This is a genomic window from Paludisphaera soli (assembly GCF_011064595.1).
GTDB classification, from domain to species: Bacteria; Planctomycetota; Planctomycetia; order Isosphaerales; family Isosphaeraceae; genus Paludisphaera; species Paludisphaera soli.
Map to the genome: position 1 here is coordinate 1 of NZ_JAALJI010000044.1, position 25,034 is coordinate 25,034.

Annotated in this window: 19 protein-coding genes and 1 pseudogene; 10 read left to right on the plus strand and 10 right to left on the minus strand. The window is 70.6% G+C overall.

Annotated features, from left to right (window positions below; translation table 11 throughout):
- Both G6O68_RS32540 and G6O68_RS32545 read right to left on the minus strand, forming a co-directional pair.
- Nucleotides 1-252, minus strand: a pseudogene (locus G6O68_RS32540) (transposase); the annotation flags it as partial.
- Between the two features lie 22 nt (nucleotides 253-274).
- Nucleotides 275-1,225, minus strand: a complete 951-nt coding sequence (locus tag G6O68_RS32545; RefSeq protein ID WP_206108255.1) for a hypothetical protein — start codon at nucleotides 1,223-1,225, stop codon at nucleotides 275-277.
- 491 nt (nucleotides 1,226-1,716) lie between these two features.
- Between G6O68_RS32545 and G6O68_RS29595 the strand changes: the two genes are divergently transcribed.
- The 5 genes from G6O68_RS29595 (at nucleotide 1,717) to G6O68_RS29615 (ending at nucleotide 8,530) form a co-directional block, all read left to right on the plus strand.
- Entirely contained in the window at nucleotides 1,717-2,430 is a 714-nt protein-coding gene (locus tag G6O68_RS29595; RefSeq protein WP_165252991.1) for a PEP-CTERM sorting domain-containing protein, read from the plus strand.
- 235 nt (nucleotides 2,431-2,665) lie between these two features.
- On the plus strand, nucleotides 2,666-5,047 hold the full coding sequence (locus G6O68_RS29600; RefSeq protein ID WP_165252993.1) for a DUF1592 domain-containing protein: 2,382 nt from the start codon (nucleotides 2,666-2,668) through the stop codon (nucleotides 5,045-5,047).
- On the plus strand, nucleotides 5,044-6,393 hold the full coding sequence (locus G6O68_RS29605) for a DUF1552 domain-containing protein (RefSeq protein WP_165252996.1): 1,350 nt from the start codon (nucleotides 5,044-5,046) through the stop codon (nucleotides 6,391-6,393). Before G6O68_RS29600 ends, G6O68_RS29605 begins: the two co-directional genes overlap by 4 nt.
- A 50-nt stretch (nucleotides 6,394-6,443) precedes the next feature.
- Nucleotides 6,444-7,883, plus strand: a complete 1,440-nt coding sequence (locus G6O68_RS29610; RefSeq protein WP_165252998.1) for an ankyrin repeat domain-containing protein — start codon at nucleotides 6,444-6,446, stop codon at nucleotides 7,881-7,883.
- Between the two features lie 479 nt (nucleotides 7,884-8,362).
- Nucleotides 8,363-8,530 (plus strand): hypothetical protein, encoded by a 168-nt coding sequence (locus G6O68_RS29615; protein WP_165253000.1) that lies wholly within the window; start codon nucleotides 8,363-8,365, stop codon nucleotides 8,528-8,530.
- A 1,301-nt stretch (nucleotides 8,531-9,831) separates the two neighbouring features.
- Here the strand turns inward: G6O68_RS29615 and G6O68_RS29625 are convergent.
- From G6O68_RS29625 to G6O68_RS29645, 6 genes are all read right to left on the minus strand, one after another.
- Complete coding sequence (locus G6O68_RS29625) at nucleotides 9,832-11,223, minus strand: DUF1501 domain-containing protein (RefSeq protein WP_165253004.1); 1,392 nt, start codon at nucleotides 11,221-11,223, stop codon at nucleotides 9,832-9,834.
- Between the two features lie 10 nt (nucleotides 11,224-11,233).
- The gene (locus tag G6O68_RS29630) at nucleotides 11,234-13,756 is read right to left on the minus strand and encodes a PSD1 and planctomycete cytochrome C domain-containing protein (RefSeq protein ID WP_165253006.1); all 2,523 of its coding nucleotides are present in this window, start codon (nucleotides 13,754-13,756) and stop codon (nucleotides 11,234-11,236) included.
- Nucleotides 13,757-14,613: 857 nt separating this feature from the next.
- A complete protein-coding gene (locus G6O68_RS33110; protein WP_390625406.1) occupies nucleotides 14,614-15,051 on the minus strand; it encodes an HAD-IA family hydrolase in 438 nt (145 codons plus the stop codon).
- Between the two features lie 27 nt (nucleotides 15,052-15,078).
- Complete coding sequence (locus tag G6O68_RS33115) at nucleotides 15,079-15,405, minus strand: hypothetical protein (RefSeq protein ID WP_240911562.1); 327 nt, start codon at nucleotides 15,403-15,405, stop codon at nucleotides 15,079-15,081.
- On the minus strand, nucleotides 15,402-16,445 hold the full coding sequence (locus tag G6O68_RS29640; protein WP_240911563.1) for a TIGR03364 family FAD-dependent oxidoreductase: 1,044 nt from the start codon (nucleotides 16,443-16,445) through the stop codon (nucleotides 15,402-15,404). The genes G6O68_RS33115 and G6O68_RS29640 overlap by 4 nt, the downstream gene beginning before the upstream one ends.
- Before the next feature lie 82 nt (nucleotides 16,446-16,527).
- Entirely contained in the window at nucleotides 16,528-17,076 is a 549-nt protein-coding gene (locus G6O68_RS29645) for an HD domain-containing protein (protein WP_165253008.1), read from the minus strand.
- Nucleotides 17,077-17,233: 157 nt separating this feature from the next.
- On the opposite strand from G6O68_RS29645, the gene G6O68_RS29650 reads away from it, so the two are divergent.
- The 5 genes from G6O68_RS29650 (at nucleotide 17,234) to G6O68_RS29670 (ending at nucleotide 22,316) form a co-directional block, all read left to right on the plus strand.
- Entirely contained in the window at nucleotides 17,234-18,475 is a 1,242-nt protein-coding gene (locus tag G6O68_RS29650) for a DUF5690 family protein (protein ID WP_240911564.1), read from the plus strand.
- Complete coding sequence (locus G6O68_RS29655; protein WP_165253010.1) at nucleotides 18,472-19,272, plus strand: alcohol dehydrogenase catalytic domain-containing protein; 801 nt, start codon at nucleotides 18,472-18,474, stop codon at nucleotides 19,270-19,272. The genes G6O68_RS29650 and G6O68_RS29655 overlap by 4 nt, the downstream gene beginning before the upstream one ends.
- A 369-nt stretch (nucleotides 19,273-19,641) precedes the next feature.
- Entirely contained in the window at nucleotides 19,642-20,160 is a 519-nt protein-coding gene (locus tag G6O68_RS29660) for a hypothetical protein (protein ID WP_165253012.1), read from the plus strand.
- A gap of 426 nt (nucleotides 20,161-20,586) precedes the next feature.
- Nucleotides 20,587-21,435: a UDP-2,3-diacylglucosamine diphosphatase gene (locus G6O68_RS29665; protein WP_165253014.1), complete on the plus strand. Its 849-nt coding sequence runs from the start codon at nucleotides 20,587-20,589 to the stop codon at nucleotides 21,433-21,435.
- 65 nt (nucleotides 21,436-21,500) lie between these two features.
- A complete protein-coding gene (locus tag G6O68_RS29670) occupies nucleotides 21,501-22,316 on the plus strand; it encodes a class I SAM-dependent methyltransferase (RefSeq protein WP_165253016.1) in 816 nt (271 codons plus the stop codon).
- 60 nt (nucleotides 22,317-22,376) lie between these two features.
- Here G6O68_RS29670 and G6O68_RS29675 read toward each other — a convergent pair whose 3' ends face one another.
- Nucleotides 22,377-22,910 (minus strand): hypothetical protein, encoded by a 534-nt coding sequence (locus G6O68_RS29675; RefSeq protein WP_165253018.1) that lies wholly within the window; start codon nucleotides 22,908-22,910, stop codon nucleotides 22,377-22,379.
- On the minus strand, nucleotides 22,907-25,027 hold the full coding sequence (locus G6O68_RS29680; protein WP_165253020.1) for an aminotransferase class III-fold pyridoxal phosphate-dependent enzyme: 2,121 nt from the start codon (nucleotides 25,025-25,027) through the stop codon (nucleotides 22,907-22,909). Before G6O68_RS29680 ends, G6O68_RS29675 begins: the two co-directional genes overlap by 4 nt.
- Nucleotides 25,028-25,034: the final 7 nt, after the last annotated feature.

The window sequence follows — 25,034 nt, forward strand, 5'->3', positions numbered from 1 at the left end:
GCACGAGCAGGCCCCCGAGCCGCCGTGGCGATGGCGACGCTCGCGATGCCGCCGTCGGCGGGCCGCCCGCTTGCCGCCCCATCCGAAAGTCGTGGGCGAGGCGTCCCGATGCCGTTCGGTCGCTTCGTTCCAGGCGATGATCTGGGCCGTGTCGGTCGGGTACTGGCCCTCCAACGCCCTGCGCTTGAGGATCCGCTGGAGGCGCTCGGCCATGTTCAGCCACGAGCCGCCGACCGGCGTGTCCAGCGGCATGATCCGTTCGCGAACAGCCGGCTTACGAATTCCAGCGTCTTGAGGCCGGCCAGGTTGTCCAGCACCAGCAGCATCCGCAGCGGCGGTAATTCGGCGAGCAAGGTCGGCTTGATCGAGAGGTCGTCCTGCCACCGCTCCCAGGTCGCACGCCGCCCGGCGGGTCAGGCATGGCGACCAGGACCTCGACCAGCTCGCGCTTGAGCCAGGGGTGCAACACCGCGTTGGGGCAGGCCGTCACTCCCTCCAGGCGGACGCGCCCGTCGGCCGGATGGAACAGCGTCAACGCTTTGGCCGTGCCGTCGCGAAGGTACTCTTGCGGCTGGCGGGTCGGGTCGCACTCCGGTCGCCACGAGTGGCCGGCATACGGGATCGTCTGATAGGGCCCGCCCAGCTCGCGCCTCAGGTCGGCCGCCTTGCGCGCGAACACCTCCGCCAGCGCCGCGTGCGGCCCGGCGAGCTCGGCGATCCAGGTCCTCTCGACGTGCGCGGCCAGGTCGCCAAGCTTCCGCCGCACCTCGGGCCGGCGGTCGAGCGCCGCCCGCAGCCTGGCCAAGGCCTCGTCGTCCCTGCGGCGTGCGTCCGTCATCAGGCCGCGGAGTTCTTCGGCCTCGACGGCCGGAACGGCCTGCGGCTCCTCGGCCTCGCTTCCTTGCATCGCGCCTCCCCCGGCCGCCCGCGCGGCCTCGCGCGCCAGGTCGCAGATGGCGTCCAGCTCGGCCGTCGCATCGTTCAGCTCGTCCGCCCGTGCACGTTCGGCCTCGCGGGCCCGGACGCGGTCGGCGCGGCGGTCGCGGGCCTCGGCGACCAGGTCGGCCGCCAGCCGGGCGGGGGGCCCCGAGCCGTGATGGTCCTTCACCACCCGGCCGACCACGCGGCGGGGGTGGTAGTAGCAGAAGACGTTGCCGCGCCGCTCCCAGCCCATGGCCCGATCCACCGCCTGTGCTACGAAGTCGCCGTCATGGATGCGTCGCACCTTCCATCGTTCACGATTTCGGGATGCAAGGACAGGAAACGAGGCCGGTGCAGCTACGAAACCCGCCGAGCCCGGCCCGGGCCTGTTCGGTCCGTCGGAGGCGGCCGCCAAGGCCCTCGATCGGCCGGGTCGGCTCAGGATCCCGAGCGACCCGACAGGACCTGAGGGACGCCGCCGAAGGGCCCGACCGACGGCGCGATCGGCTACGCCGGGTCGATCCGGACGCCGACGAGCCGAGCCGCAGGGCCGGACGCACCCCGATCCGGGACGAGCCGCCTCGCGGCCTCGTCGAAGTCCTTCGACGCAGGGAGGACGGCGACTCGGCGGGCGGTCGGGACGCGGGAGTGGGTGCGACGTTGGCCGGGCCGGGGGAGGTCGGACGTCGAGAATATGCATCGCATCCGCGCCCGTCTTGACGACGACGGTCCCCTCCCGTCCAATGCTCGACAGCGGGATTCTCCGACTCCCTCCTCCACCCCGGGGATGCACCGATGCGAACTCCTGACCGCCTGGCCTGTTCGCTCGTCGCGGCCGCGTGCCTGCTGCTCCCGTCCCCCGCCTCGGCCGACCCGGTCGTCGGCCAGATCGACGACTTCGAGGACGGGACGACGCAGGGCTGGCTCATCAACCTCCTCGGGATGGGGAGCCCGCCCGCCGAAGCCCTGCCGACGAATGTGACGACCGGGGGGCCGGGCGGCCTGGACGACAACTACCTGCGATTGACGTCGCTCGGGGTGGCCGGAGCCGGCGGCAGGCTTGTGGCGCTGAACCTGGACCCGCGCTGGACGGGGGACTACCTCTCGTCGGGCGTCGCGGCGATCACCATGGACCTGATCAATTTAGGCTCCACCGACCTCTCGCTGCGCCTGCTCTTCGAACACGTCGAGGCGGGGCCTCCCACCGACGTCGCCTTCACGACCGACGCGGTGTTCCTGGCGGCCGGCGGCGGCTGGACCTCCGCGACGTTTCGAGTCGGCCTGGACGACCTGACCGCGGCGTTGGGGAGCGTCGAGGCCGCGCTCGGCGACGTCTCCGTGGTCCGGCTCTACCACAGCCCGGCGGCCGGCTTCCCCGGGCCGCCGACCGCCGCGCAGCTCGGCGTGGACAACATCAGGGCGACGGCGGTCCCCGAGCCGGCGTCGATCGCCATGCTCCTCGCGGGCGTGCTCGGGGCGGGGTTGGCGGCCGGCAGGCGGGGGTCCTGAGCGATCGAGGGCTTCGCAACCCTCCAACCCGCAAGGCCGGCGAGGAGCATGGCGATCGACCAGGCCGTCGTCCCGGCCGGGGCCGTCCCCCGGCGAACCGCCGACGATCCGGCGGGACGGGCGTGGCTTCCCGACGCCCCGGCCGCTACGATCGAAGGGTGCCTCGCCCCGGCCCGGCACGTCCGACGACCTCCCCGCCGGCCGCGCCGGCGACCCGACCCGGAGCACGACCTTGATGCGTCGACGGGGACTCGCATGCCTCCTCGGGGTGCCGCCGCTGATCGCGGCCGCCTCCTTGCTGAGCCCGGGTGCGACCCGGCAGGAAGGGGACGTCCCGCCGCCGCAAGTCGCGGAGGGCGGAGACGCGGTAGCGAGGTTCGTGGATCTCTTCTGCGTCGAGTGCCACCACCGCGACGACCGGGCCGCGGACCTGGCGCTTGATGAGCTGTCCGCCGAAGACCTGGGTCGAAACCCGGAGGCCTGGGAGAAGGTCATCCGCAGGCTGGCCGCACGCCAGATGCCGCCGACCGACTCGGTCCGCCCTTCGGGGCGGACTTACGAGGCGATCGTTTCGACGCTCGCGGGCGCCCTCGACCGGGCGGCCCATGAGCGACCGGACCCCGGCCGGACCGAGACTCTCCGACGGCTCACGCGGACGGAATACGGCAACGCCATCCGCGACCTCCTGGCGCTCGACGTGGACGTCGAGGCCCTCCTGCCGGCCGACGAGTCCAGCCGGGGTTTCGACAACATCACCGTGGGCGACCTCTCGCCGACCCTCCTGGACCGCTACATCACCGCGGCCCAGAAGATCAGCCGCTCGGCCGTCGGCGGGCCGGGGAGGACGCTGGGGGGCGAGACGATCCGTATCCGGGCGGACGTCACTCAGGAGGGGCACGTCGAGGGCCTGCCGCTGGGCACCCGCGGCGGGGCGCTCATCCCCTACACGTTCCCGCAGGACGGCGAGTACGAGATCCAGATCCGCCTGGCTCGGGACCGCAACGAGCACGTCGAGGGGCTGAGCGATCCGCACGAGTTGGAGATCCTCTTGGACCGCGAGCGGCTGGCCGGCTTCACGGTGTCGCCCCCCCGGTCGGAGGGGGACCACCAGACGGCCGATGCGGGACTGAAGGCGCGCATCCGGGCGACGGCCGGCCCGCACCGGCTCGGCGTGACGTTCGTGAAGCGTCCGTCCTCGCTGCAGGAGACAAAGCGTCAGCCGTACCACGCGCGCTACAACATGCACCGGCACCCCCGGCTGTCGCCGGCGGTCTACCAGGTCTCGATCACCGGGCCGTACGCCCCCGAAGGCCCCGGCGACACGCCCAGCCGCCGCCGGATCTTCGTCGCCAGGCCGAACGCCCCGGAGGATGAGGACGACTGCGCCCGGCGCATCCTCGCCTCGCTCGTGCGGCGGGCCTACCGGCGCCCGATGATCGAGTCCGACCTGCGAAAGCCGATGGAGATGTACCGGGCCGCCCGCGCCGACGGGGGCTTCGACGCAGGGATCGAGGCGGCCCTGGGCGCGATACTGGTCAATCCCGGGTTCCTGTTCCGGATCGAGACCGACCCGTCCGGCGTCGCGCCCGGCTCGGCCTACCGCGTCCCCGACGTCGAGCTCGCGTCCCGCCTCTCGTTCTTCCTCTGGAGCAGCATCCCGGACGACGAGCTGCTCGAGCTCGCCGAACGCGGAGAACTGGGTCGGCCCGGAGTCGTCGAGGCGCAGGTCCGCCGCATGCTGGCCGACCCGCGGTCACGCAGCCTGGTGACCAACTTCGCGGGCCAATGGCTGCACCTGCGCAACCTGGAGTCGATCACCCCCGACTTGCGCCTGTTCCCCGACTTCGACGACAACCTCCGGCAGGCGTTCCGCTGCGAGACGGAGCTGCTCTGCGAGGAGGTCGTCCGCGAGGACCGCAGCGTGCTCGACCTGCTGCGGCCGGGCCACACCTACCTCGACGAGCGCCTGGCGAAGCACTATGGCGTCCCGCACGTCTACGGCAGCCGCCCCCGCCGCGTCGAACTCGACGGCGACAGGGCGCGGGGCGGCCTTTTGCGTCAGGGAAGCGTCCTGACGGTCACGTCCTATGCGACCCGAACCTCGCCCGTAATTCGCGGCAAGTGGATCCTCGAGAACCTCCTGGGAACGCCCCCGCCGCCCCCCCCGCCCGACGTGCCGGCGTTGAAAGACCGGTCCATCTCGGCGTCGCTGTCGGTCCGCGAAAGGCTGGCCGAGCATCGGGCCGACGCCGCCTGCGCGGGCTGCCACAAGCTGATGGATCCTCCCGGCTTCGCGCTGGAGAATTACGACGCGGTCGGGCGGTGGCGTTCCGCCGAGGACGGCCGCCCCGTCGACGCGGCCGGAGGTCTTCCGGACGGGAGCGAGTTCGAAGGCGTCGCCGGCCTCGAACGGGCCCTGCTGAGGCGGCCCGAGGTGTTCGTCGGCGCGTTGACCGAGAAGCTCTTGACGTTCGCCCTCGGTCGGGTCGTCGGGCCCGCCGACGCCCCGGCCGTCCGCAAGGTCGTCCGCGACGCTCGCTCGCGGGACTATCGGCTCTCGGCCCTGATCGAGGGGATCGCGACAAGCACGCCGTTCCGGATGAGGAGAGCCGAATGATCGTCTCGAAGAAGGCCTTGCCGCGTCGAACGTTCCTCCGGGGCGTGGGCACGGCACTAGCCCTGCCGCTGCTGGACGCCATGATCCCACCGCTGACCGCCCTGGGCGCGACGGCGGCAGACCCGGCGCGCTTGCGGCGGCTGGGGTTCGTCTACATGCCGATGGGCTGCGACATCGGCCGGTGGACCCCGCCGGGGGCGGACGCGCTTCACGAGCTGTCGCCCATCCTCAGCCCGCTGGAGCCGGTGAAGCGGCACGTGACCGCGATCACGAACCTGGAGCTGCGCAACTCCTACCCCGGCACGCACGCGACCTCCAACAGCGGCTTCCTCAGCGCGGCCCGCGCCAAGCTGACCGAGAGCACCGACTACCACCTCGGCACGACGGCCGACCAGATCGCCGCCCGCGAGATCGGCCGGGCGACCCAGCTCCCCTCGCTGGAGCTGTCGATGGACCTGATGGCGACCGTCGGACAGTGCGACAATGGCTACGCCTGCGTTTATCAGAACAACCTGTCGTGGTCGTCGCCGACGACGCCGCTGCCGTCGGAGGCCCACCCCCGCCTCGTCTTCGAACGGCTCTTCGGCGAGGGGGGCACCGCAGCCGACCGCCGCGCCGCGCTCAGGCGGCGGGCCAGCCTGCTCGACTCGGTCGTCGAGGAGGTCGCCCGCCTCCGGAATCGGCTCGGGCCGGCCGACCGCGCCCGGGTCGACCAGTATCTGGAGTCGGTCCGCGAGGTGGAACGCCGCATCCAGCGGGCCGAGGCCGCCACGAAGGACGACGCCCTGCCGGACCTCGACCGGCCCGTCGGAGTGCCGGCCGACTACGCCGAGCACGCCCGTCTGATGTTCGACCTCCAGGTGTTGGCGCTCCGGGGGGACGTCACCCGCGTCATCACCTTCCAGCTCGCCCGCGAGACCAGCGCCCGGACCTACCCGGAGATCGGCGTCCCCGACCCGCACCACCCGCTGACGCACCACGGCAACGACCCGGCCAAGGTCGCCCGGATGGCGAAGATCAACACGTTCCACGTCTCGCTGTTCGCCGAGTTCCTCGCCAAGCTGGCGGCCGTCCCGGAGGCGGGCGGCTCGCTGCTGGACCACTCGCTCTACCTCTACGGCAGCGGCATGGGCGATCCGAACGTCCACGATCACACGAACCTACCGATCCTGGTGGCCGGGGGGGCCGCCGGCCGGATGAAGGGCGGGCGGCACATCCGGTACGCCGAGCCGACGCCGCTGGCCAACCTCCACCTGACGCTGCTCGACAAGGTGGGCGTCCGCCTCGATTCATTCGCCGACAGCCGGGGCCAGCTCGACGAGCTGTTCGAGCCGCTCTCCATGTAGGCCCCGGGACATGACCGACGACGAGTTGCACCCCAAAGGAGTCCATGGCGATGGGTCCGGCACGATTCGGCGCGTGGGGCCTGGCCCTCATCTTGGCCGCCGCCCCGGCGACGTCCGGCTCCGACTCCCCCGCGGCCGACGCGGCCGAGCGGGGGGACGGGGCAGCCGTGCGCGAACTGGTCGAGCGAGGCGATGACGTCGACCGGCCCCAGGCGGACGGGATGACGGCCCTGCACTGGGCGGCCCATCGCGACGATCTGGACGTGGCGAGGCTCCTCCTGGGCGCGGGGGCCGACGTCGGGGCCGCCAACCGGTACGGCGTCACCGCGCTGTCGCTGGCCTGCACGAACGGCGACGAGGCGATGGTCGCGCTGCTGCTGAACGCCGGGGCCGACCCGAACGCGACGCTGCTCGGCGGCGAGACGGCCCTGATGACGGCCGCGCGCACCGGGCGGCCCGGCCCCGTGAGGGCCCTGGTCGCCCGCGGGGCCCGCGTCGACGCGCGGGAGCGACGCGGCCAGACGGCCCTGATGTGGGCGGCGGCCGAGGGGCACGCCGAGGTCGTCGAGGTCCTGATCGCGGCCGGGGCCGACTTCCGCAGGCCCCTCCCCTCGGGCTTCACGCCCCTGGCCTTCGCCGCGCGCGAGGGCCGGATCGAAGTCGTCCGGGTGCTGCTCGGGGCGGGGGCGGACGTCCGCGAGGCCATGCGGCCGGAGCGGGCCTCGCCGAGGGCCCCCGCCCGCGGGACCACGCCTCTGATCCTGGCCGTCGAGAACGGCCACTTCGAGCTGGCCGTCGCCCTGTTGGACGCCGGAGCCGACCCGAACGACCGGCGATCCGGCTTCACGCCGCTCCACACGCTGACCTGGGTCCGCAAGCCCAACCGCGGCGACGACGAGAGCGGCGACCCGGCCCCGATGGGCTCGGGCGGCTTGGCCAGCCTCCAGTTCGTCGAGGAGCTGGCGAGGCGCGGCGCGGACGTCGACGCGCGGCTCGCGGAGGGCGCCTCGGGGCCCAACCTCCTCGGCCGGGCCGGGGCCACGCCGTTCCTGCTGGCATCGATGACGGCCGACGTCCCGCTCATGAAGGCGCTGGTCGGGCTCGGCGCGGACCCCCGGCTCCCGAACGCCCGAGGCAGCACGCCCCTGATGGCCGCGGCCGGTCTCGGCTGCCTGGCACCCGGCGAGGAGGCGGGGACCGAGGACGAGGCCCTCGAAGCCGTCCAACTGGCCCTGGGATGGGGCAACGACGTGAACGCGGTCGACGAGGACGGCGAGACGGCGATGCACGGCGCGGCGTACAAAAACTTCCCGAAGGTCGTCGCTCTGCTGGCCGAGCGAGGGGCGCGGGTCGACGTCTGGAACCGGAGGAACAGGCACGGTTGGACGCCGCTCTCGATCGCGGAGGGCCACCGGCCCGGCAACTTCAAGCCCTCGCCCGAGACCGTCGCCGCCCTCCGTCGATTGCTGACGTCCGACGGCCCGCCCTAAGCACCCGCCCGCCCGATCGAGGGCCGCGGGGGCGTTGCACGGGGAGGAGGCGGGATGCCCCCGCCATAGGGCCGCCTCGGCCCGCACTGCCGCCCTACGACCGTCGTCCGATCCATCCGATCGATTGCGCCGTCGACGCGGCCGCCCGGCGCAGGGCGTCGAGCTTCTCGGGCTCGTCGAGACCGGTCGCCTCGGGGAGGGCCACCTTCTCGATGACCTTTGGCCCCCGGCTCGACCTCCCAGACGACCTGCAACGCCTCGCCCAGGCCGTCGTCTTCGACGGAGGCGGGCGCCAGGAGGTGGCGAGGCCCCGCGGCCGAGAGCCGCATCGCCGGGATCGGCAGGACGCTCGGCTTCACCTGATCCACCACCCACCGGCGGGACCGCGCTTGGACGAAGGCCCTCTCGGTCGTCGAGGCGAGCCCGCTGATCGCCGAGCTGCGGACGTCGTCTTCCGCCACGCCGGGAGGCGGTCGCCCTTGAACGCCAGGAACAAGCTGACCGTGGCATACCTCAACGGCTGTCTCCTCGTCGCCGCCGTCGTCGGCTCGACGACGGGTAGCGGGGCCGTGTTCCTGCTGGCGATCGCGGCCTTGGCGGCCGCCTGCGTCGCCCACGGGAATATTCGCATCCGCCCCAGGAGCTGATGACCGACGTCCCCCCGGCCGCGGCCTCGCCGCGGCCGGGGGGGCCTCCCCTTTAGCCCTCGGGGCCGTCCGGGCCGTGGACCTGAACGGCCGGTCCCGGCGCTGCATTGGTCGATGATTTGGGGGCGGGGCCGCCGCGGCCCCGGCCGGAGCCCGAGGCGAAAGGGGCGCTTCTCGTCCCGGGAGTTCCCACGACCTGTCGAAAACATCCGCAGTCAGCAGGCACGAGGCGGCGCAGCTCGACATCGGGAGCGAGCGCCATCCCAGACCACGTGTCCGGGCATTTCATGGAGTAGCGGGCGTGCATAGAATCATGGCGGTCATGGAATCGAAAGAAGCAGAGGGCGAGCGGGACGCGATTCTGGGGGCGAGGGCACTGGGGCGGATTCTATCAGTTCAGGTGGTTCATTTTTTCGGGGAGCAGGTCACTCCTGCCCGGTGACTAGGTCGCCGCACGCTTCGGCGTACCGTCCGGTCGATCCCGGTGGCCCCGCCGTTGGACGATCGTGAACCGCTCGCCGTGCCTGGCGATCAGCCGGCCCAGGACCAACTCGACCAGCTCGGGGTCGCACGAGGCACGGTCTCCGGCGATAAGGACACGCATGGAGGGGGGGGTGTCGGGGCGGTGGACGGACGGCGAGAAGGCCGTCCATGGGTCCGCTGGACCTGGATCCTTTACTGGGTCCTAAACCCCCGCAAAAACCCCCTCGTATCGCACCCAAACGGGTTGAAATCCCGCAAACGCAAACAGGATCAATTCGCCGCAAGTGTAGAACATCAAAGCGGATCAGACTGAACGATGTCGCCGTGCGGACGCGCTCGAAGACCAGCGCCAGCTACTGAGAATGGCCGTCTCTCCAGGAGAACGAAAGGATCGACGCGCTTCGGCGGTGCCTAACCGTGTTGTCGGATTCGGCGAGCTTTCGGACGTGGATGAATCCGAAGACCAGGCGGGCGACGCCAAGGTCGACCTCTTTCAGCTTCTCATGCCTCGCGGCGAAGCGTCGCAGCTGCTTGGCCTTCGCGAAGGCCGGATCGACTCCGTTCCTCCGCTTGTAGGTCTCGTGCATCCGCCCCGCGGCAGCCCGTCGTCGGGACGAACCAGATGACCCGCAACACCTTGCTGTGCCGGATCGGCGGGCGTCCCCCCTTGCGGCGGCCGGTCCGCGTCCGGCCGGCGAACTGAAGTGGACGCGATCTCCCGCCCGGCTTTGGGCCGTTCGGCCGTCGGCGTTCGGAACCTCGGGAGCCGCCTCAAGGCGGCCGGCGTGACGCCCGCCGCCGGCGACTCAGATCGTCCGTCAGGCGAGGATCTCCCGGACCACCCGGCCGGAGACGTCGGTCAGGCGGAAGTCGCGGCCGGAGTAGCGGTAGGTCAGCCGCTCGTGGTCCAGGCCGAGCAGGTGCAGGATGGTGGCGTGCAGGTCGTGGTAGTGGACCTTGTCCTCGACCGCCGCGAATCCGAACTCGTCGGTCTGGCCGTGCGCGATCCCCCCCTTCACGCCGCCCCCCGCGAGCCAGACCGAGTATCCTTCGGGGTTGTGGTCGCGGCCGTCCACCCCCTCGGTGTAAGGCGTCCGCCCGAACTCGGCGCCCCAGAAGACCAGCGTGTCGTCCAGCAGGCCCCGGGCCTTCAGGTCGGCGAGCAGCCCGGCGATCGGCAGGTCGACCGCCCGGGCGATCTTCTCATGGCCGCTCACCAGCTTGTCGTGCTGGTCCCAGAGGTAGCCGGTGGAGATCTGGACGAAGCGGACCCCGGCCTCGGCGAACCGGCGGGCCAGGAGGCACTGGCGGCCGAAGTCGTCGGTCTCCGGCGTGCCGATGCCGTACAGCCGCCGCGTCGCCTCCGTCTCCCCGGCCAGGTCGAGCACGCCCGGCGCCGCCGACTGCATGCGGAAGGCGAGCTCGTACGACTGCACCATGCCCTCGATCTGGGCGTCCCCCTCCGACCGCTCGAGGTGCGACCGGTTCAGCTGCTGGATCAGGTCCAGCTGCCGCCGCTGCCGCGCCCGGGGCTCCTCGGCGCCGGCGAGGAAGGGGATCGTCGCCCCATTCACGGGGACGTCGGCCGTGCCGATCGCCGTCCCCTGGTAGATCGCCGGCAGGAAGGCGCTGGAGTAGTTCTGCACGCCGCCGTGCCCGCGCGGCGGGGCGACCGTGACGAAGCCCGGCAGGTTGCCGTTCTCGGTCCCCAGGCCGTAGGTCACCCACGACCCGAGCGACGGCCGGACGAAGCTGGCGGTGCCCGTGTGGAGCCGCAGCGTGGCCTCGCCGTGGGAGCGGCCCTCGGTGTGCATGCTGTTGATGACGCAGAGATCGTCCGCATGCCGGGCGACGTTCGGGAAGAGCGCCGAGACCCACCGGCCGCACTCGCCGTGCTGAGCGAACCGCCAGGGGGTCGGGCGGAGCCGGGCCGGCCGCTTGACCCAGGGGGCCGGCTCGCCCGAATACTTCGCGAGGGTGGGCTTGTAGTCGAACGTGTCGACCTGGCTCGGCCCGCCGTGCATGAACATGAATATGACCCGCTTGGCCCGCGCCGGCAGTTGCGGCGGCCTGGGGGCGAGCGGGTTCGCCTTCGCCTCGGCCTCGGCGGCCTGAGCGGCGAGGCCGGCGAAAGCGAGATAGCCGAATCCGCAGGCGGCGTTCTGGAGGAGCGCCCGACGCGAGATCCCGAGCGGTTGCGGCCGCGACATCCGAGCCTCCTCAATCGACGTACTGATAACTCGTCGAACAGAACAGCGCGTGGGCCAGCGCGGCCCACGCCTGATTTCGCTCCGAAGCGTCCGCCGCCGCCGAGGCCGCCGGCCTCTCGTCCCGGATCTCGTCCAGCCGCTCGCGGACCAGCGCCAGCGACGGCGCGATCTCGTCGCGACGCGGCGGACGTCCGAGGATGCGGACATAGAGGCGATCGAGCGTCTGAAGGTCGTCGGCGGCGTCGCAGCCGGCGAGGACCGTTTCGGTCGTCTCCTTCGCGGCCTCAAGGACCAGCGGGCTGTTCATCATGAAGAGCGCCTGGGGGGCCACGTTCGTGGCGCTCCGACGACCGTTCACCGAGAGGGCGTCGCCGAAGTCGAAGAGCTGGAACAGGGGCGGCAGGTCGTTGCGGATGACCGGAAGGTAGACGGTCCGACGCACGCTGTGGAAGGGAGGATTCGGCCCCACGCCGACCCCCGTGGCCTGGAGGTTCAGCTTCGCGACGACCGAGTCGGTCGGGGACGGGTCGAGCCGGCCGCTTGCGGCCAGCAGGCCGTCCCTGAGGGCCTCCATGTCGAGCCGCCGGCGGTTCGCTCGCCAGTGCCACCGGTTCTCCGGATCGCGCTCAGAGCAGGTCCGGTCGAACGCGGAGCTTTGGCGGTACGTCCGGCTGAGCACGAGGCTGCGGACAAGGCCCTTGACCGACCAGCCCTGTCGCATGAACCGCAGGGCCAGGTGGTCGAGCAGCTCGGAATGCGAGGGACGCTCGCCGCGCGTGCCGAAGTCGTCGGGCGAGCCCACGAGACCTCGGCCGAATACGTGTTGCCAGATCCGGTTCACCGCCACGCGGGCGGTGAGGGGGTTCCGAGGACTGGCGAGCCACTCCGCCAGCTCCACCCGGCCGCTGACCTCGGGTCCGATCGTCGGCGCGGGGGGCTCGACGACGGCGATGAATCCGCGCGGGACCTCCGCGCCGCGGTTGTGCGCATCGCCCCTGATGCAGATCGCCACCGGGCCGGGCTTCTTGTGGTCATTCACCGACATCGCCATCGGCGGGCGCTTCACGGGCTCCGCCTGCACCTTCCCGAGCTGCTCCTTCACGGCGGCGAGGCGCTCTTCGGCTTTCTCCATCTCGGACTTGGCATCCGGTGTCGGCGTCGCGCCCCCCTTCAGCGACTCGAGCTTGGCCTTCAGCTCCGCTTGCTCCTTCTGGAGGCCGCCGACACTCTTCTCGAACGCCTGGAAGGCCTCGTACGCCTCCTGTCCGTCCGCACCGAGAGGGTGCAGGTTCCAGCCGGTGAGGTCCTTGCGGTTGAGCAGTTCGCCGCGGGTCGTCTCGGTGCTGGCGAGGATGCCGGCGAGGCCGTAGTAGTCTTGAGTTGAGATCGGGTCGAACTTGTGGTCGTGGCAGCGGGCGCAACCTACGCTCAGGCCGAGGAAGGCCTTCCCGATCGTGTCGAGCTGCTCGTCGATCACATCGACGGCGAGCTGTTCCTTGTCGGTCGCGCCGATGCCCTTGGGGCCGACGACGAGAAATCCGGTGGCCACGAGGTTCGCGTCCCGCTCCCGCTGGTCGCGCGCGGGGAGGAGATCGCCGGCCAGTTGCTCCGCGATGAACCGATCGAAGGGCTTGTCGGCGTTATACGCATCGATCACGTAGTTGCGATAGCGCCAGGCGTCGTAGAAGGTGAAGTTCTCGCAAGAGCCGTTGGAGTCGGCGTAGCGGGCCACGTCGAGCCAGTGCCGGCCCCAGCGCTGGCCGAACTCCGGGCGGGCCAGGAGCGCATCGACGACCTTCTCCAGCGCGTCGGGCACCTCGTCCGAGAGGAACGACGCGATCTCGTCCGAGGTGGGCGGGAGGCCGACCAGGTCGAAGTGGACCCGCCTCAGCAAGGTCGCCCCGTCGGCGTCACCGACCGGAGTGAGCCCCTCCGATTCGAGCTTCGCGAGGATGAATCGGTCGACGTCGGAGCGCGGCCAGCCGGCGTCCTTCACCGACGGCGCGGGGGCGTCGGCGATCGGCCGGAACGCCCAGTGCGAGCGAGCGGCCTCGGCCGGAGACGTCGCGGGCGCGGGTCGAGGACGGGTGTTCTCCGAGGGCGGGGCGGGTGCCCCCATGCCGACCCAGCGTTCGAGTGCGGCGATCTCGTGCGCGGGGAGCTTCCCACGCGGCGGCATCTCGAGCGATCCGTATCGGACCGCGTCGATGAGCAGGCTCTCGTCCGGCGAGCCCGGGACGACGGCCGGCCCGCTGTCGCCCCCCTTCACCCACCCCTCGGGGTCATCGAGGCTCAGGCCGCCCTTGGGCGCCTTCGCACCCGAGGAGTGACACTCATAGCAGCGCTCGATCAGGAGCGGCCGCACCTGCTTCTCGAAGTACTCCAGCCCTGCGGCCGTAACCGCCGCGGAGTCCTGCGCGGGCTCGGGATCCGGCCCCATGTCGGGCGGGCTCGCCCCGGCCTGTCGAGCGACTCCGAGGAGCAGCATCGCGACGACGAGTCTCGATCGAAGGCACGGCAGGATCGCGTTCATGTGCCGGCTCGCGAGGAGGAGGAATTCGCACGGGGGGATCGGGAGCCTTCCCGGGAAGGACTTCCGACGGAGGGGCGATTAGGACCAGCGTTCCCCTGCCTCGCCCGTTTGTCAAGATCCGCGTTGGAGGGACGTCCGCCGTTCGCCCGCGCACGGCGATGGCGCGCACCCGCCTTCGTCGCCCCGCCTGGGGGCGAGGTCCCGCGCCGGCACGCCTGCGCATCACGACGGATCCGCCGCGTGCCGTGGCTGAACAGGGCATGACCGGCCTCAGGAACGACCCGCTCCGGGGCGAGGCGAGCAGGACGCTTCGCCAGCGTTCGTATCGTCCGGCAGCAGACGGAAGTCGAGGTCGGGACGACGCCGCGCCGGGATGAGGGGCACGGCGCTGACGGCCGCGATTCGCCCCTTGCGATGCCACTCCTCGATGATCGGCGTCCGGCCCCTAGGGCCTCGCTGCGGCGCACCGAGCCCGCGGGACGAACAAGGGGCGATGTCGGCTGGCATGGATGGCAATGCCGTCCCGTGTCAACGCGCTGCGTCATCGCCGTGAGCTGCCTCCGCGAGGAGTTCTGGATCGGCCCGATTGATGTCCCTCAGGTCGTCGAAGACGCACGACGGGTGCTCTCTTTGCGACCGGGGCGAAGGCCATCGTCCGGTCGGCCGGCGGGTTGGCGGCCACGAGCTGGGTGAAGTGGCCGTGGGCCGCTCGGCGACGCCGAGCGCGTCGGCGAGGCCGACCAGAGTCCCGGAGATCTGACGACGGCGGCGAGTGCGTGGAACGTCCAAACCTCGCACGGGATTCGCGGCGACGCCCGCTTGTCGGAGCCTCGGGCTAGGAGGAGGGACGCATCCCTTCAGCCAGCCGCTCGTCGATCTGGTCGAGCGCGGGCAGGAGGTCGGCGACGCTCTCGATGATGGAAGTGGGCTCCGGCCTTCTTGAGGTCGGCCGAGACGGATGCGAGGCGCTCGGCCAGGTCGCCGGGGGCGACCCGGTCGAGTTCTTCGCGAGAGAGCCCGAGCCCGTTCCCCGTCCGGGCGACCCCGACGACCCAGGCCCCTTCGTTGCGTCCGGCCTCGACGCCTAGGGGCGTGTCATCGACGGCCACGACGCGGGACAGGGGGTAAACGCCCAGTTGCTCGGCGGCGCGGAAGAGCATCCAGGGCGCGGGACGTCCTTGGGGTACGTCGTCCGCGCATATCGATGTGTCGGGGCGATAGCCGTTGTCGCGGGCGATCGGCTCCACGACGTTCATCAGGGTGCGGGTGTAGCCGGTCGTTCCACCGATTTTCAGCCCCCTGCGGCGGCATTCCGCGACGAACTAGGGGACGCCGGGGATCACGTCGGCGTGGCTCGCCAGGCATGCGAGCTGGAGCGGCAGGAAGTCATCGTAGAGGCGATCGACGTCGGCGTGGTCGGGGGCCGCGCCGTGCTTCGCCCGCCAGGCGGCCGACACGCGAGGATGGGAGAGGATCGAGGCGATGTGGTCGCGCTTGGCCATGCCCATCGGGCCGCGAGCCTCGGCCTCGTCGATCGGGACGCCGCTCCGCCGAAAGATCTCGATGAAGACGCGCGGGGGGGCCCGGCTGCCGTGATCGACGGTCGTCCCGGCCCAGTCGAGAACGACAGCCCCGATCCGAAGGCTCATGACCATTCCTCCCAGGTGCGATCCGCCAGGCCGAACGCCATCGTCATGCCGGCCCCTCCCACGCCCGAGCGGATCGAGACGCCCGGCATCGGCTCGGCGACGTAGCTCGATCGGGTCGGATGCTTGGCGTAGATTCCATGCCAACGCTCCGTCACGTTCCAACTCGGCAGGCGGATCACCCGGCGCAGCTCGCGCAGGATCAGGTCGTCGATGACCGCCTTGTCGAAAGGCTCGACGGCCGAGTCGTATTCGTGAGAATCGCCGAGGATCAGGTCGCCTTCATCGTTCTGCGAGACCATCACGTGGATGCCGAACTCGTCCAGTTCCGGGGTCTCGGCCGCGATGCGGTCGCGGAGCCCGGGGAGGCCGGAGCATGCGGCGAAATTGCCGTAGTGCCGGAGCGTCAGCCCGCTCGCCAGGTGTGGGCCGAGCCTTCCCGACGCGGGAGGGCCGACCTTCAGCATCTGGAGCTTGCAACGTCGGAGGCCTGACGACGCGCACAGGTCGGGGAAGAGCGTTTTGAAATCGGCGCCCCCGCAGACGACGATGCGGTCGAACTCCCGACGGCTCCCGTCCGACGCGACGGCCCACCCCGACCCGACCCCTGTGATGGCACTGCCGAACTCGAACCGGACGCCGAATCGGCTCGCGAGCCACCGAGGCAGGTCACGGATGGCCTTCCGCGGATTCACGCACAGCTCGCACGGGCTATGCAGGCCCCCGATCAGTCCGGTCGGGTTGGCGAAGTCGGTGAGCTCGGCGATTTCGCCGGGCGTCAGCAGACGACAGTCGTAGCCGAGGCTCGGGGCGACATCGGCGAACTCGCGCAGCACGTCCCATTCATCGTCGCGGTTCGCCAGATTGATGGATCCGCACGGGTTGGCCCAGATCCCGGCCCCATTCGCGATATCGAGCCAAATCCCCCGACTCCGCATGGCGATCGCATGGGCCTCGCCGGCGGGCTGGCCGATCGGCCAGACCATCCCGAAGTTCCGGATCGAGGCGGCCGAGGCGGCGGAGCTTCGCTCGAAGACGGTCACGCGATGTCCGCGTGGGCCGCCGCGTAGGCGTGCGACAGCCCCACGATCCCCGCCCCGACGATCCCAACGCCGAGTGGATCGCTCATGATCGGATCAGGGCTCGCTCGATCCACGGAATGTAATCCTCGACCCCAGGGACGACGAGTCCGGGCGACTTGGCCGAGTCGTCGCACCGCCGAAGGACCAGGGCGGCGGCGGCGTGGGGGGAGGACCGGAACCGTTCCGCCTCCTCAGGCGACATCGGGCCGCCCTGCAATCTCATGCTGATCCTGGACGGTTCGCTGAGGCGATCGAGATACCCCGGCTCGTCCGCGCACAGGAATCGCTTCGCCTGGACGTGAAGCCGGGCCGGTTTGGCCACGTCGGGCCCGAATCGGGCGGCGAGTTCCTCGTGCCGGTCGTCGACCCCGTGGTCGGGCGCGTCGTCCGGCAGGTCGTGAAGCATGTGCCCGACGTCGTGCAGCAACGTCGCGACGACCAGCGTCGGGGGCGATCCCGCCTCGCGGGCGAGGTGGGCCGCCTGGAGGGCGTGCTCTCGTTGCGACGCCGCCTCGCGGCCATAGGCCGAATCTCCGCGTCCCTTGAAGAGTCGGAGGATCTCGTCCACCACCGAGACGCGCGAGTCGTTCATTCCCGTCGCCCTACATCTCCATCTTCACGCCGGCGTGTTAATCCAAGAATGGGTGCGATTGGGATAGTTCGCCGCGGGCGTCCCCGAGGTTTTTTGCCTGGATCAGGCCTTCCGTCGACCCTCGCCTCGATTTCCGCCGGACCGCTCCCGCCTGGCGGTGTCGGCCTGGGCGGTCGTCGCCGCTTTCGGGGCCTACTTCTGCACCTATGCCCTGAGGAAGCCCTGGACGGCCTCAACCTTCGCCGACTCGACGGTCTGGGGAGTCGCCGAAAAGAGCGTGCTGGTCGTCGCGCAGGTTTTCGGCTACACGCTCGCGAAGTTCCTGGGCATTCGCGCGATAGCCGAGATGAGCCCCCGGGGTCGGCCGCTCGCGATCGTCGCGCTGATGGCGTCGGCCGAGGCCTCGCTGGTCCTCTTCGGCTTCGCTCCGTCGCCGCTGCACGTCGCTTGCCTGTTCGCCAACGGCCTTGCGTTGGGAATGGTTTTCGGCCTGATCCTGGGGTTCCTGGAAGGCCGTCGCCATACCGAAGCCCTGACGGCCGGGCTCCGCGCCAGCTTCATCCTGGCCGACGGCGTCTGCAAGTCGGCCGGCTCATGGCTGCTGTGCCAGGGGGTCTCGGAGCGTTGGATGCCGGCGGGGTCGGGTCTCCTGTTCCTGGGCCCGGCCTGCGTGTTCACCTGGATGCTTTCGAGGGTCCCGCTTCCCGACCTCGACGACCAGGAACGCCGAGGCGAACGCACGCCCATGACCAGGGCCGATCGGGCCGCGATGCTGCGGCGGCATTTCGGAGGGATCGCGGCGATCGTCTCGGCCTACTTGCTGGTGACGATCGCCCGAGGGATGAGGGCCGACTTCGCCCCGGAGATCTGGAAAGCCCTCGGTTCGCCCGCCGCGCCCGCGACGTTTTCGAGCGCCGAGATTCTCGTCGCGCTCGGCGTGCTGATCGCCAACGGGATGAGCGTCCTCATCGTCGACAGTCGCCGCGCCTTCTTCGCGTCGATCGAAGTCGGACTGGCCGGGGGCGCCCTTTTCGTCGGCTCCCTGCTCGGCCTTCAGCGGGGGTGGATCGGCCCGTTCTCCTTCATGGTGATGCTGGGCCTCGGCCTGTACTTGCCCTACGTCGCGATCCATACGACGTTGTTCGAACGCCTGATCGCGATGACGCGCGAGCGGGGCAACCTCGGTTTCTTGATGTATGTCGCGGATGCCGCGGGCTACCTCGCCTATGCCTCGCTCGTGCTGGTCGGGGGCTGGCTGCCGGTGGAGGGCGACCCGCTCCGCTTCTTCCTGGACGCCTGGTGGTGCATGGGCATCCTGACGTCGCTCAGCCTCGTCGCCGCCTGGGCCTATTTCGCGACCCGGTCGGCCCCGCCCCCGACGTCGGAGGTCGGAGCATGAACGCGACTGCGGCTGTCTTTCAGGGCGTGGGGCGGCCGTTCGACATCGCGATTCGGCCGCTGCACCGACCCGCGGGCGGCGAGGTGCTCGTCGAGGTCGTCGCCTGCACGCTCTGCGGGAGCGACCTGCACAGCATTCACGGCCGACGATCCGTGCCGACTCCCTCCGTCCTCGGCCACGAGATCATCGGTCGGATCCTCGATTTCGGGCCCGACGCCGGCCGGCTCGACGCCGCCGGCCTCACCCTGGCATCGGGCGATCGCGTCACCTGGGCGATCGTGGCCAGCTGCGGAGGCTGCATTTCCTGCCGACGCGGCCTGCCGCAGAAGTGCGAGCGCGGGTTCAAATACGGTCACGAACCGATGAGTCCAGGCCGCGAACTCTCCGGGGGACTGGCCGACCATTGCTTGCTCGTCCCGGGGACGGCGATATTCCGAGTCCCCGACGGGCTCTCCGACGCGACCGCCTGCCCGGCGAGCTGCGCGACGGCCACGGTCGCCGCCGCCATCGAGGCGGCCGGTCCGCTCGAAGGCCGCAAGGTGCTGGTCATCGGGACCGGCATGCTGGGAGTGACGGCCGCGGCGTGGACTCGCGTGCTCGGCGCGAGCGACGTGATCGCATGCGACCCGAACGAGGAGCGGCTCGCGTCGGCCGCCGAGTTCGGCGCCACGAGATCGGCGTCGCCTTCCCGGTTGGCCGAGGTCGTGACGCAGGCGACCGAGGGCCGAGGCGTCGACGTCGCACTCGACTTTTCAGGCTCGCCCGACGCGATCGAGGCGGCCCTACCGCTCATCTGAACCGGCGGGACGCTGGCCCTGGTCGGCTCCGTCTTCCCGACCCGCTCGCTGGCGGTCGACCCGGAGCGAATCCTCCGAGGCTGTATGACCGTCCGGGGCGTGCACAACTACGCGCCTCGGCACCTCCAAACGGCGATTAAGTTCCTCGCGAGGAACCCGCAGTATCCTTTCGGTTCGCTCGTCTCGTCGTGGCGGCCGCTGGTGGAGATCGACGACATCGTCGGCTAGGATCTCGCGAAACGCGCCCTGAGGGTCGGGGTCCGACCTGGCGTCTCGTGCGACACCGTCGCCGGCTGACTGGGCATGGCTTGCTACTGACCGGATGAAAAGCCCAGGGCTGCCTGGCTTCCGAGGTCTGAGGAGGACGTCATGGACACCGACGGCACTCCGAACGACCTGGCCTTCGTGTCGGAGGCCGAACTCGTCGAGGTCGTCCGCAGCTTCCTCGCCCGCCTCGCCGACGACCCGTTTCTGGTCCTCCGGGTCTCGGATGCGGCGGTCGGGCACGCCGTCGAGATCGTCAAGTGCGACCTTCGTTATGACGAGCTGGACGAGGAGGAGGGCGTCGTCTTCCCCCACGACGGCGTGCCCGTCGCCCAAGTCCCGGACTGGGATCTGCGGATGTCCTTCTTCTGGTCCGTGAAGCCGGAGTCCGAAAAGCTCGCCGCATTCGCCGCCATCGCCCGGTGGCTCGGCCTCCCGCGGCCCCGTATCGAGCAGGTGCCCCTCGTGCTCAGCGACGACACCTACCCGCACGTCCCGAGGGCGTGGCGGTCGATCCAGGGCCTCGACGCCGACGCCATCGCCGGGCTGCGCCTCGACGTCCTGCGGGAGATGTTCGGCCGGGAGTCCTCGCAACACCTGGGGACTTCGGTGGGGTACGAGTAACCCGCGGCGGGGCCGCGAACCACGAATCGGCGCCGAAGCCCGGAACCCCCCGCCTTCCCTCCGCGAACTCCTCGAGGCCGCCCTCGCTCCGGCGGCTTCGAGCACCTCAAAACCGCACGAGTCGCCCTGAGGCGTCCCGACCTTCGGCGTGGGACGAGGCTCGTTCGGGCGTAATATGTCGGCCGAATGGTGAGCAATGGAAAGGGCCGTGTGCTTTTCGTGAGGTTTGCTCAGCGGTGTTGGCAGCGGGCGCGGGCGTTGGTCATACTCCGCTCGTGAGCGCCGAGTGCGGGGCTCAGGCGGCTTGCGCGGGGGCCGCGGCCGCGCGGGCCGTCCGACCGATCGGCCCGGGGGGACGGGATCCGCTCACGACCGGCCGCGCAGTCTCCACACATGACCGACGTTCGGTCGCCTCGGGGGATCATCATGCCGCGAAATCTCGAGCGCGACCGAACCCCTCGCTCCAGGCGTTACGACTGCCTCATCATCAGCGACCTGCACCTGGGCAGCGAAGTCTGCCAGGCCGGCCTCCTGGAAGAGTTCCTGGAGTGGGCGTCCGAGAACGCGCATGAACTGGTCATCAACGGCGACATCTTCGACGACCTGAATTTCAACCGACTCTCCAAGCGGCACTTCTCCTGCCTCAAGGTGATCCGACGCCACTCCGACCGCGACGATTTCCGCCTGATCTGGGTGCGAGGCAATCATGACGGGCCGGCCGAGGTGGTCGGCCATATCGTGGGCGTCGAGGTGCTCGACGAATATCACTTCGAGAATCCATGGCTCCGAACCCTCATCCTGCACGGTGACCAGTTCGATCGGTTCGTCAGCAATTACGGCCTGCTCACCGAGCTTGCGTGCCGCCTCTTCTATTACATCCAGCGTTGGGCGCCTCACCACACGGCCCGCTACATCCGGCGCCTGTCCAAGCAATTCCAGCGCAGCAGCGTGGTGATACGCGACGGGGCCGTCGCCTACGCGGCGTCCAAGGGCTTCGATCAGGTCGTCTGCGGCCATACCCACCTGCCGTCCGTCGAGCGGGTGGACGGAGTCCTTTACGCCAACTCCGGGACCTGGACCGAGGCCCCGCCATGCCCCTTCATCTCCATCCAGGAGGGCGAGGTCCGGCTCGAGACCTGGCCCCCGACCGAGATCGAGGATCCTCCCGAGGCCGCCGAGGCGGCAGGCGTTTCGCGGCGGTCGGACTCGCCGAACCTCGATCTCGTCGAGTCTCGGCTCCCCGCGCGGAACGGCCTCGGGGGGCCGGACCGTTGACCGACCAATCGGCCGCTCACCAATGTCCCATTCACCCCGGTATCCCCGAAGGACGGCTCGGCATCATGAGCACGGCGACCGTACACCACGCTTACAACGATGTCGTGGCGACGTATTACGACCTCGACCCCCAGGGGATCATCGGGAGGTCCCTGGACCGCGGCATCCTGCAGCTGCGGCAGGAGGGGCTCCTCGACCCCGGCGTCGAACTCCGCATCCTGGACATCGGGATGGGGACGGGGCTCTTCCTCGGCAAGTTCGCCGCGCAGGCTTCCGGGAGGATCGCCCCTTACGGGGTCGACCTGGCCGAGAACATGCTGGAGGTCGCGCGCCGAAGGCTCCCCGACCTGGTCGCGGTGGCCGGCGACGCCTCCGACCTCGACGCCCACTTCCCGGGCATCCAGTTCGACTGCATCTGCACCCACTTCGTTACGGGGTTCGTGAGCATGCGCGTGCTCGCACCTCAGATCGCGCGCCGGCTGAAGCCGGGGGGCTACTGGTCGCTCATCGGCGGGACCAAAGCGGCGTACGCGGCCCTCCAGTCCAAGGGGAATTCTGGACTCCTGCGCCGCCTCGCCGGGGCCGGCGACCGCAGGATGGACGACAGGGTCCTGAACCCGGCCGACCTCCGTGAAGTCGAGGCGACGATGGACGCCCACGGCATCGAGGTCCGTCGCGGCGAGACCTTCGAACCGGAGTTGGCCTTCGAAGACTTCGAAGCCTTCATGGACTTCGGCCATCGCGGCGGCTGGCTCACGCCCCTGATCGAGGAGATGGGGCTGCACAAGGCCGGCCCGCTGAAGCGATGGCTGATCGACCGGCTCGCCTTCCCGGTCAAGGACTCGCACAACATCGTCGTCGCCCTGGGCCGCAAGCGGTGAGCTTCGCCCCGCGACGCCCCGACGGCCCCCGCTGATCGAGGGGGCCGTCGGGGCGGCTCGTCAACGCCGCCAATCCTCGCGGCGGAAGAAGAGGTATTCGAGGCAGATCGGGACCTCGTAGATCAGCAGGATGAAGTTCAGCTCCCGGCCCGGAGGGAACCGCAGGTTGAACCCGGACATGTCGGCGGCCGTGGTCCAGATCCGATGGCTCCACGACTGGATCTTGTAGAACAGCGGAACCATCGCCAGGAACAGCGGGATCGACCAGGCCGGCAGCTCGGGCACGGCCAGGACGCTCGCGACGAAGACGACGAGGAAGGCGGCCGTCGCCAGGGTCGCCCGGGCGCTCGCGTTCACGGCGACCGCGGCGAGGTAGGCGGCGGCCATCCCCACGACGGGCGCCCACCACGCTCGCGATCCGGAGAGTCGTGCCCCCTGCGCAACGGCCTCGTAGACGCCGAACCAGAGGCCGTACAGGGCGATCAGGTGCGCGACGTTGATCCCGAACTGGGAGTGTCGGCCGAGGTGCCTGGCGTACAGGCCGCCGAAGTCGACGCGCGTCACACTCAAGGGTTGGGTCGTTGGAGTGCTCATGGATCCCTTCTTCGAATCGGGGTCGACAGGAGAAGTCGCACGAGGCCCGCGAGCAGCACCGCGGGGAAAGGCCGGCGCAGGACCTCGACGAGGGTCCGACAAGCCTGGTCGATCGCCTCGGTGTCGGCTTCCAGGGGGGGGGTGATCTTGAGCGTCTCGGGCTCGTACTGGCAGAACCCCGCCAGGACGGGGAAACGACGGTGCCGGAGCATGGCGAGCAGGTAGAAGGCCGATAGCCGGCGTCGGAGCTTCCGACGCAGCCCGCCCCGCGCGTCGAGTTCGATGCCCACGAGGAGCCCGAAGGCCCTGACCTCGCGCACGCCCGCACGGGGTCCCAGGCCGTCGGCCAGGCTCTGGGCGAGCCGCCCTCCCGCCTCGGCCACGCGTCGGTCCAGGCCGATCGCCTCGGCCCGCCGCAGCACGTTCAGGATCGTACGCAGGCCCGTGTCGTAGCCCTGACGGCGGCGGATCACGTCGACCAGGGTCGAACCCCGGGCCGCCAACCGGGCGGCGACTTCGTCGGAGTACAGGGTGAGGGCGGACGGGAACATCATGTCCGACGTACCCTTGCCCAGCAGCAGCAGGTCGGGGGTGAGGCCGAGCGTGCGCGACCGGACGAACGGCCCCGTCCGGAACATGCCCGTCTGCACCTCGTCCACCAGCAAGAGATAGCCCCGACTTCGACGGGCCTGGTCGAGCTTCCTGACCAACTCGTCGGGGATGGGCCGCACGCCGCCGACCGACTGTATCAGTTCGAGCTGGACGACGGCGATCTCGTGCTCTCTGAGCAGCGACTCGATGCGCTCCCAGGCGTCGGGGGCGAAGGGATCGACGTAGTGGACGTCGGAGTAGAGTGGGCCGATACGCTCCTTGTAGGACGGATTGGCGGTGCCCGTCAGCGAGAGGAGGGTCTTGCCGCCGAAGCCGGCCTTGAGGGCCAGGACGTGACGCCTCGGATGCTGGGCGAGCAGGGCCAGCTTGAGGGCGTTCTCGACGGCGCCGGCGCCGCTGGCCGCGGGGACGAATTCCCCGAGCCCGGTCAGGGTCCGCAGACGTTCTCGGAGCTCGGTTTCCGCATCCTCGCCCGACGGCAGGGCCGCGAGTTCGTCGAGGTAGGCGGGCGGGTTGTGGCCGCGCACGCTGCACGCGACGCCTCCGACCACGTCGTAGACGGAGCGGCCCTCGATCGACACGAAGCCGCCGTCCGCCCGGATTTCCTTGGTCTCGCAGCCGGCGGCGCGGATGAGCCGGAGCAGCGAGGGGTTGTACAGCCGCCCGAACGCCTCGCCTCGGCGCGCGAGGTCGTCGCGGATCGCCCGCAGCTCCTCCGAGTGCCGGACGAGGAAGTCCGGGTCCCGGCTCGCGAGGCAGTTCATGAAGTGGCGGGTCGAGATGGTGTTGGGCTGGAAGGTCGTCGAGTGGAACGTGCTCTTGCCGGGCCGATTCCACGGGGCGAAGAGCGATCGCCGGGCCGTGAACGCCCCGAAAGGGACCGCGCGGCCGGCGAAGGACTCGTCGAAGACGACGACGTCGGGGACGATCTCCCCCAGCAGGCCGCCTGACCCGGCTCGGAGCGCGTCCAGGCCGTGCTGGTCCACGCAGGCGATCACCGACGGGGAGTGCCGGCGGACGATCTCGCGGACCGCCTCCGCCTGCGCGTCGAGCTGTCTGCCTTCGGCCGCGACCAGCACGAGCAGCTCAAGTCCCCCGCCGACTTCGCACGCCTCCAGCAGTTCCGAGGCGTCCGCGCCGCGGACCGATCGGATGCCCGGCAGGAACTCCACCCGGTCGCCGTCGGGCAGTTCCTCGTCGACGAAGCCGGCGAGTCGCTCCTCCGGGTCGACGATCAGGCCGCCGGGCCGTCGGGTCATGGGGGGGCGGTTGTAGCGGACGAGCTTGATCGCGCCGCCGAGGGCTTCGTCGAGGCCGTTCGCGAGGAAAGTCTGGGTCTCCTCGTCGATCGGCCAGGTCGACCGGACGTAGCGGTCGAGGCAGAAGCACACCTGGGCGACGTGCGGGTTCAGGTAGAGTCGCAGGAGGTTGGGCTCGCGCTCTCGGAGCATCGGCTCGATGGTCTCGGCGAGCGACGGCGGCTCGAAGCCGACGGGCCGCGTCACCTCGGAA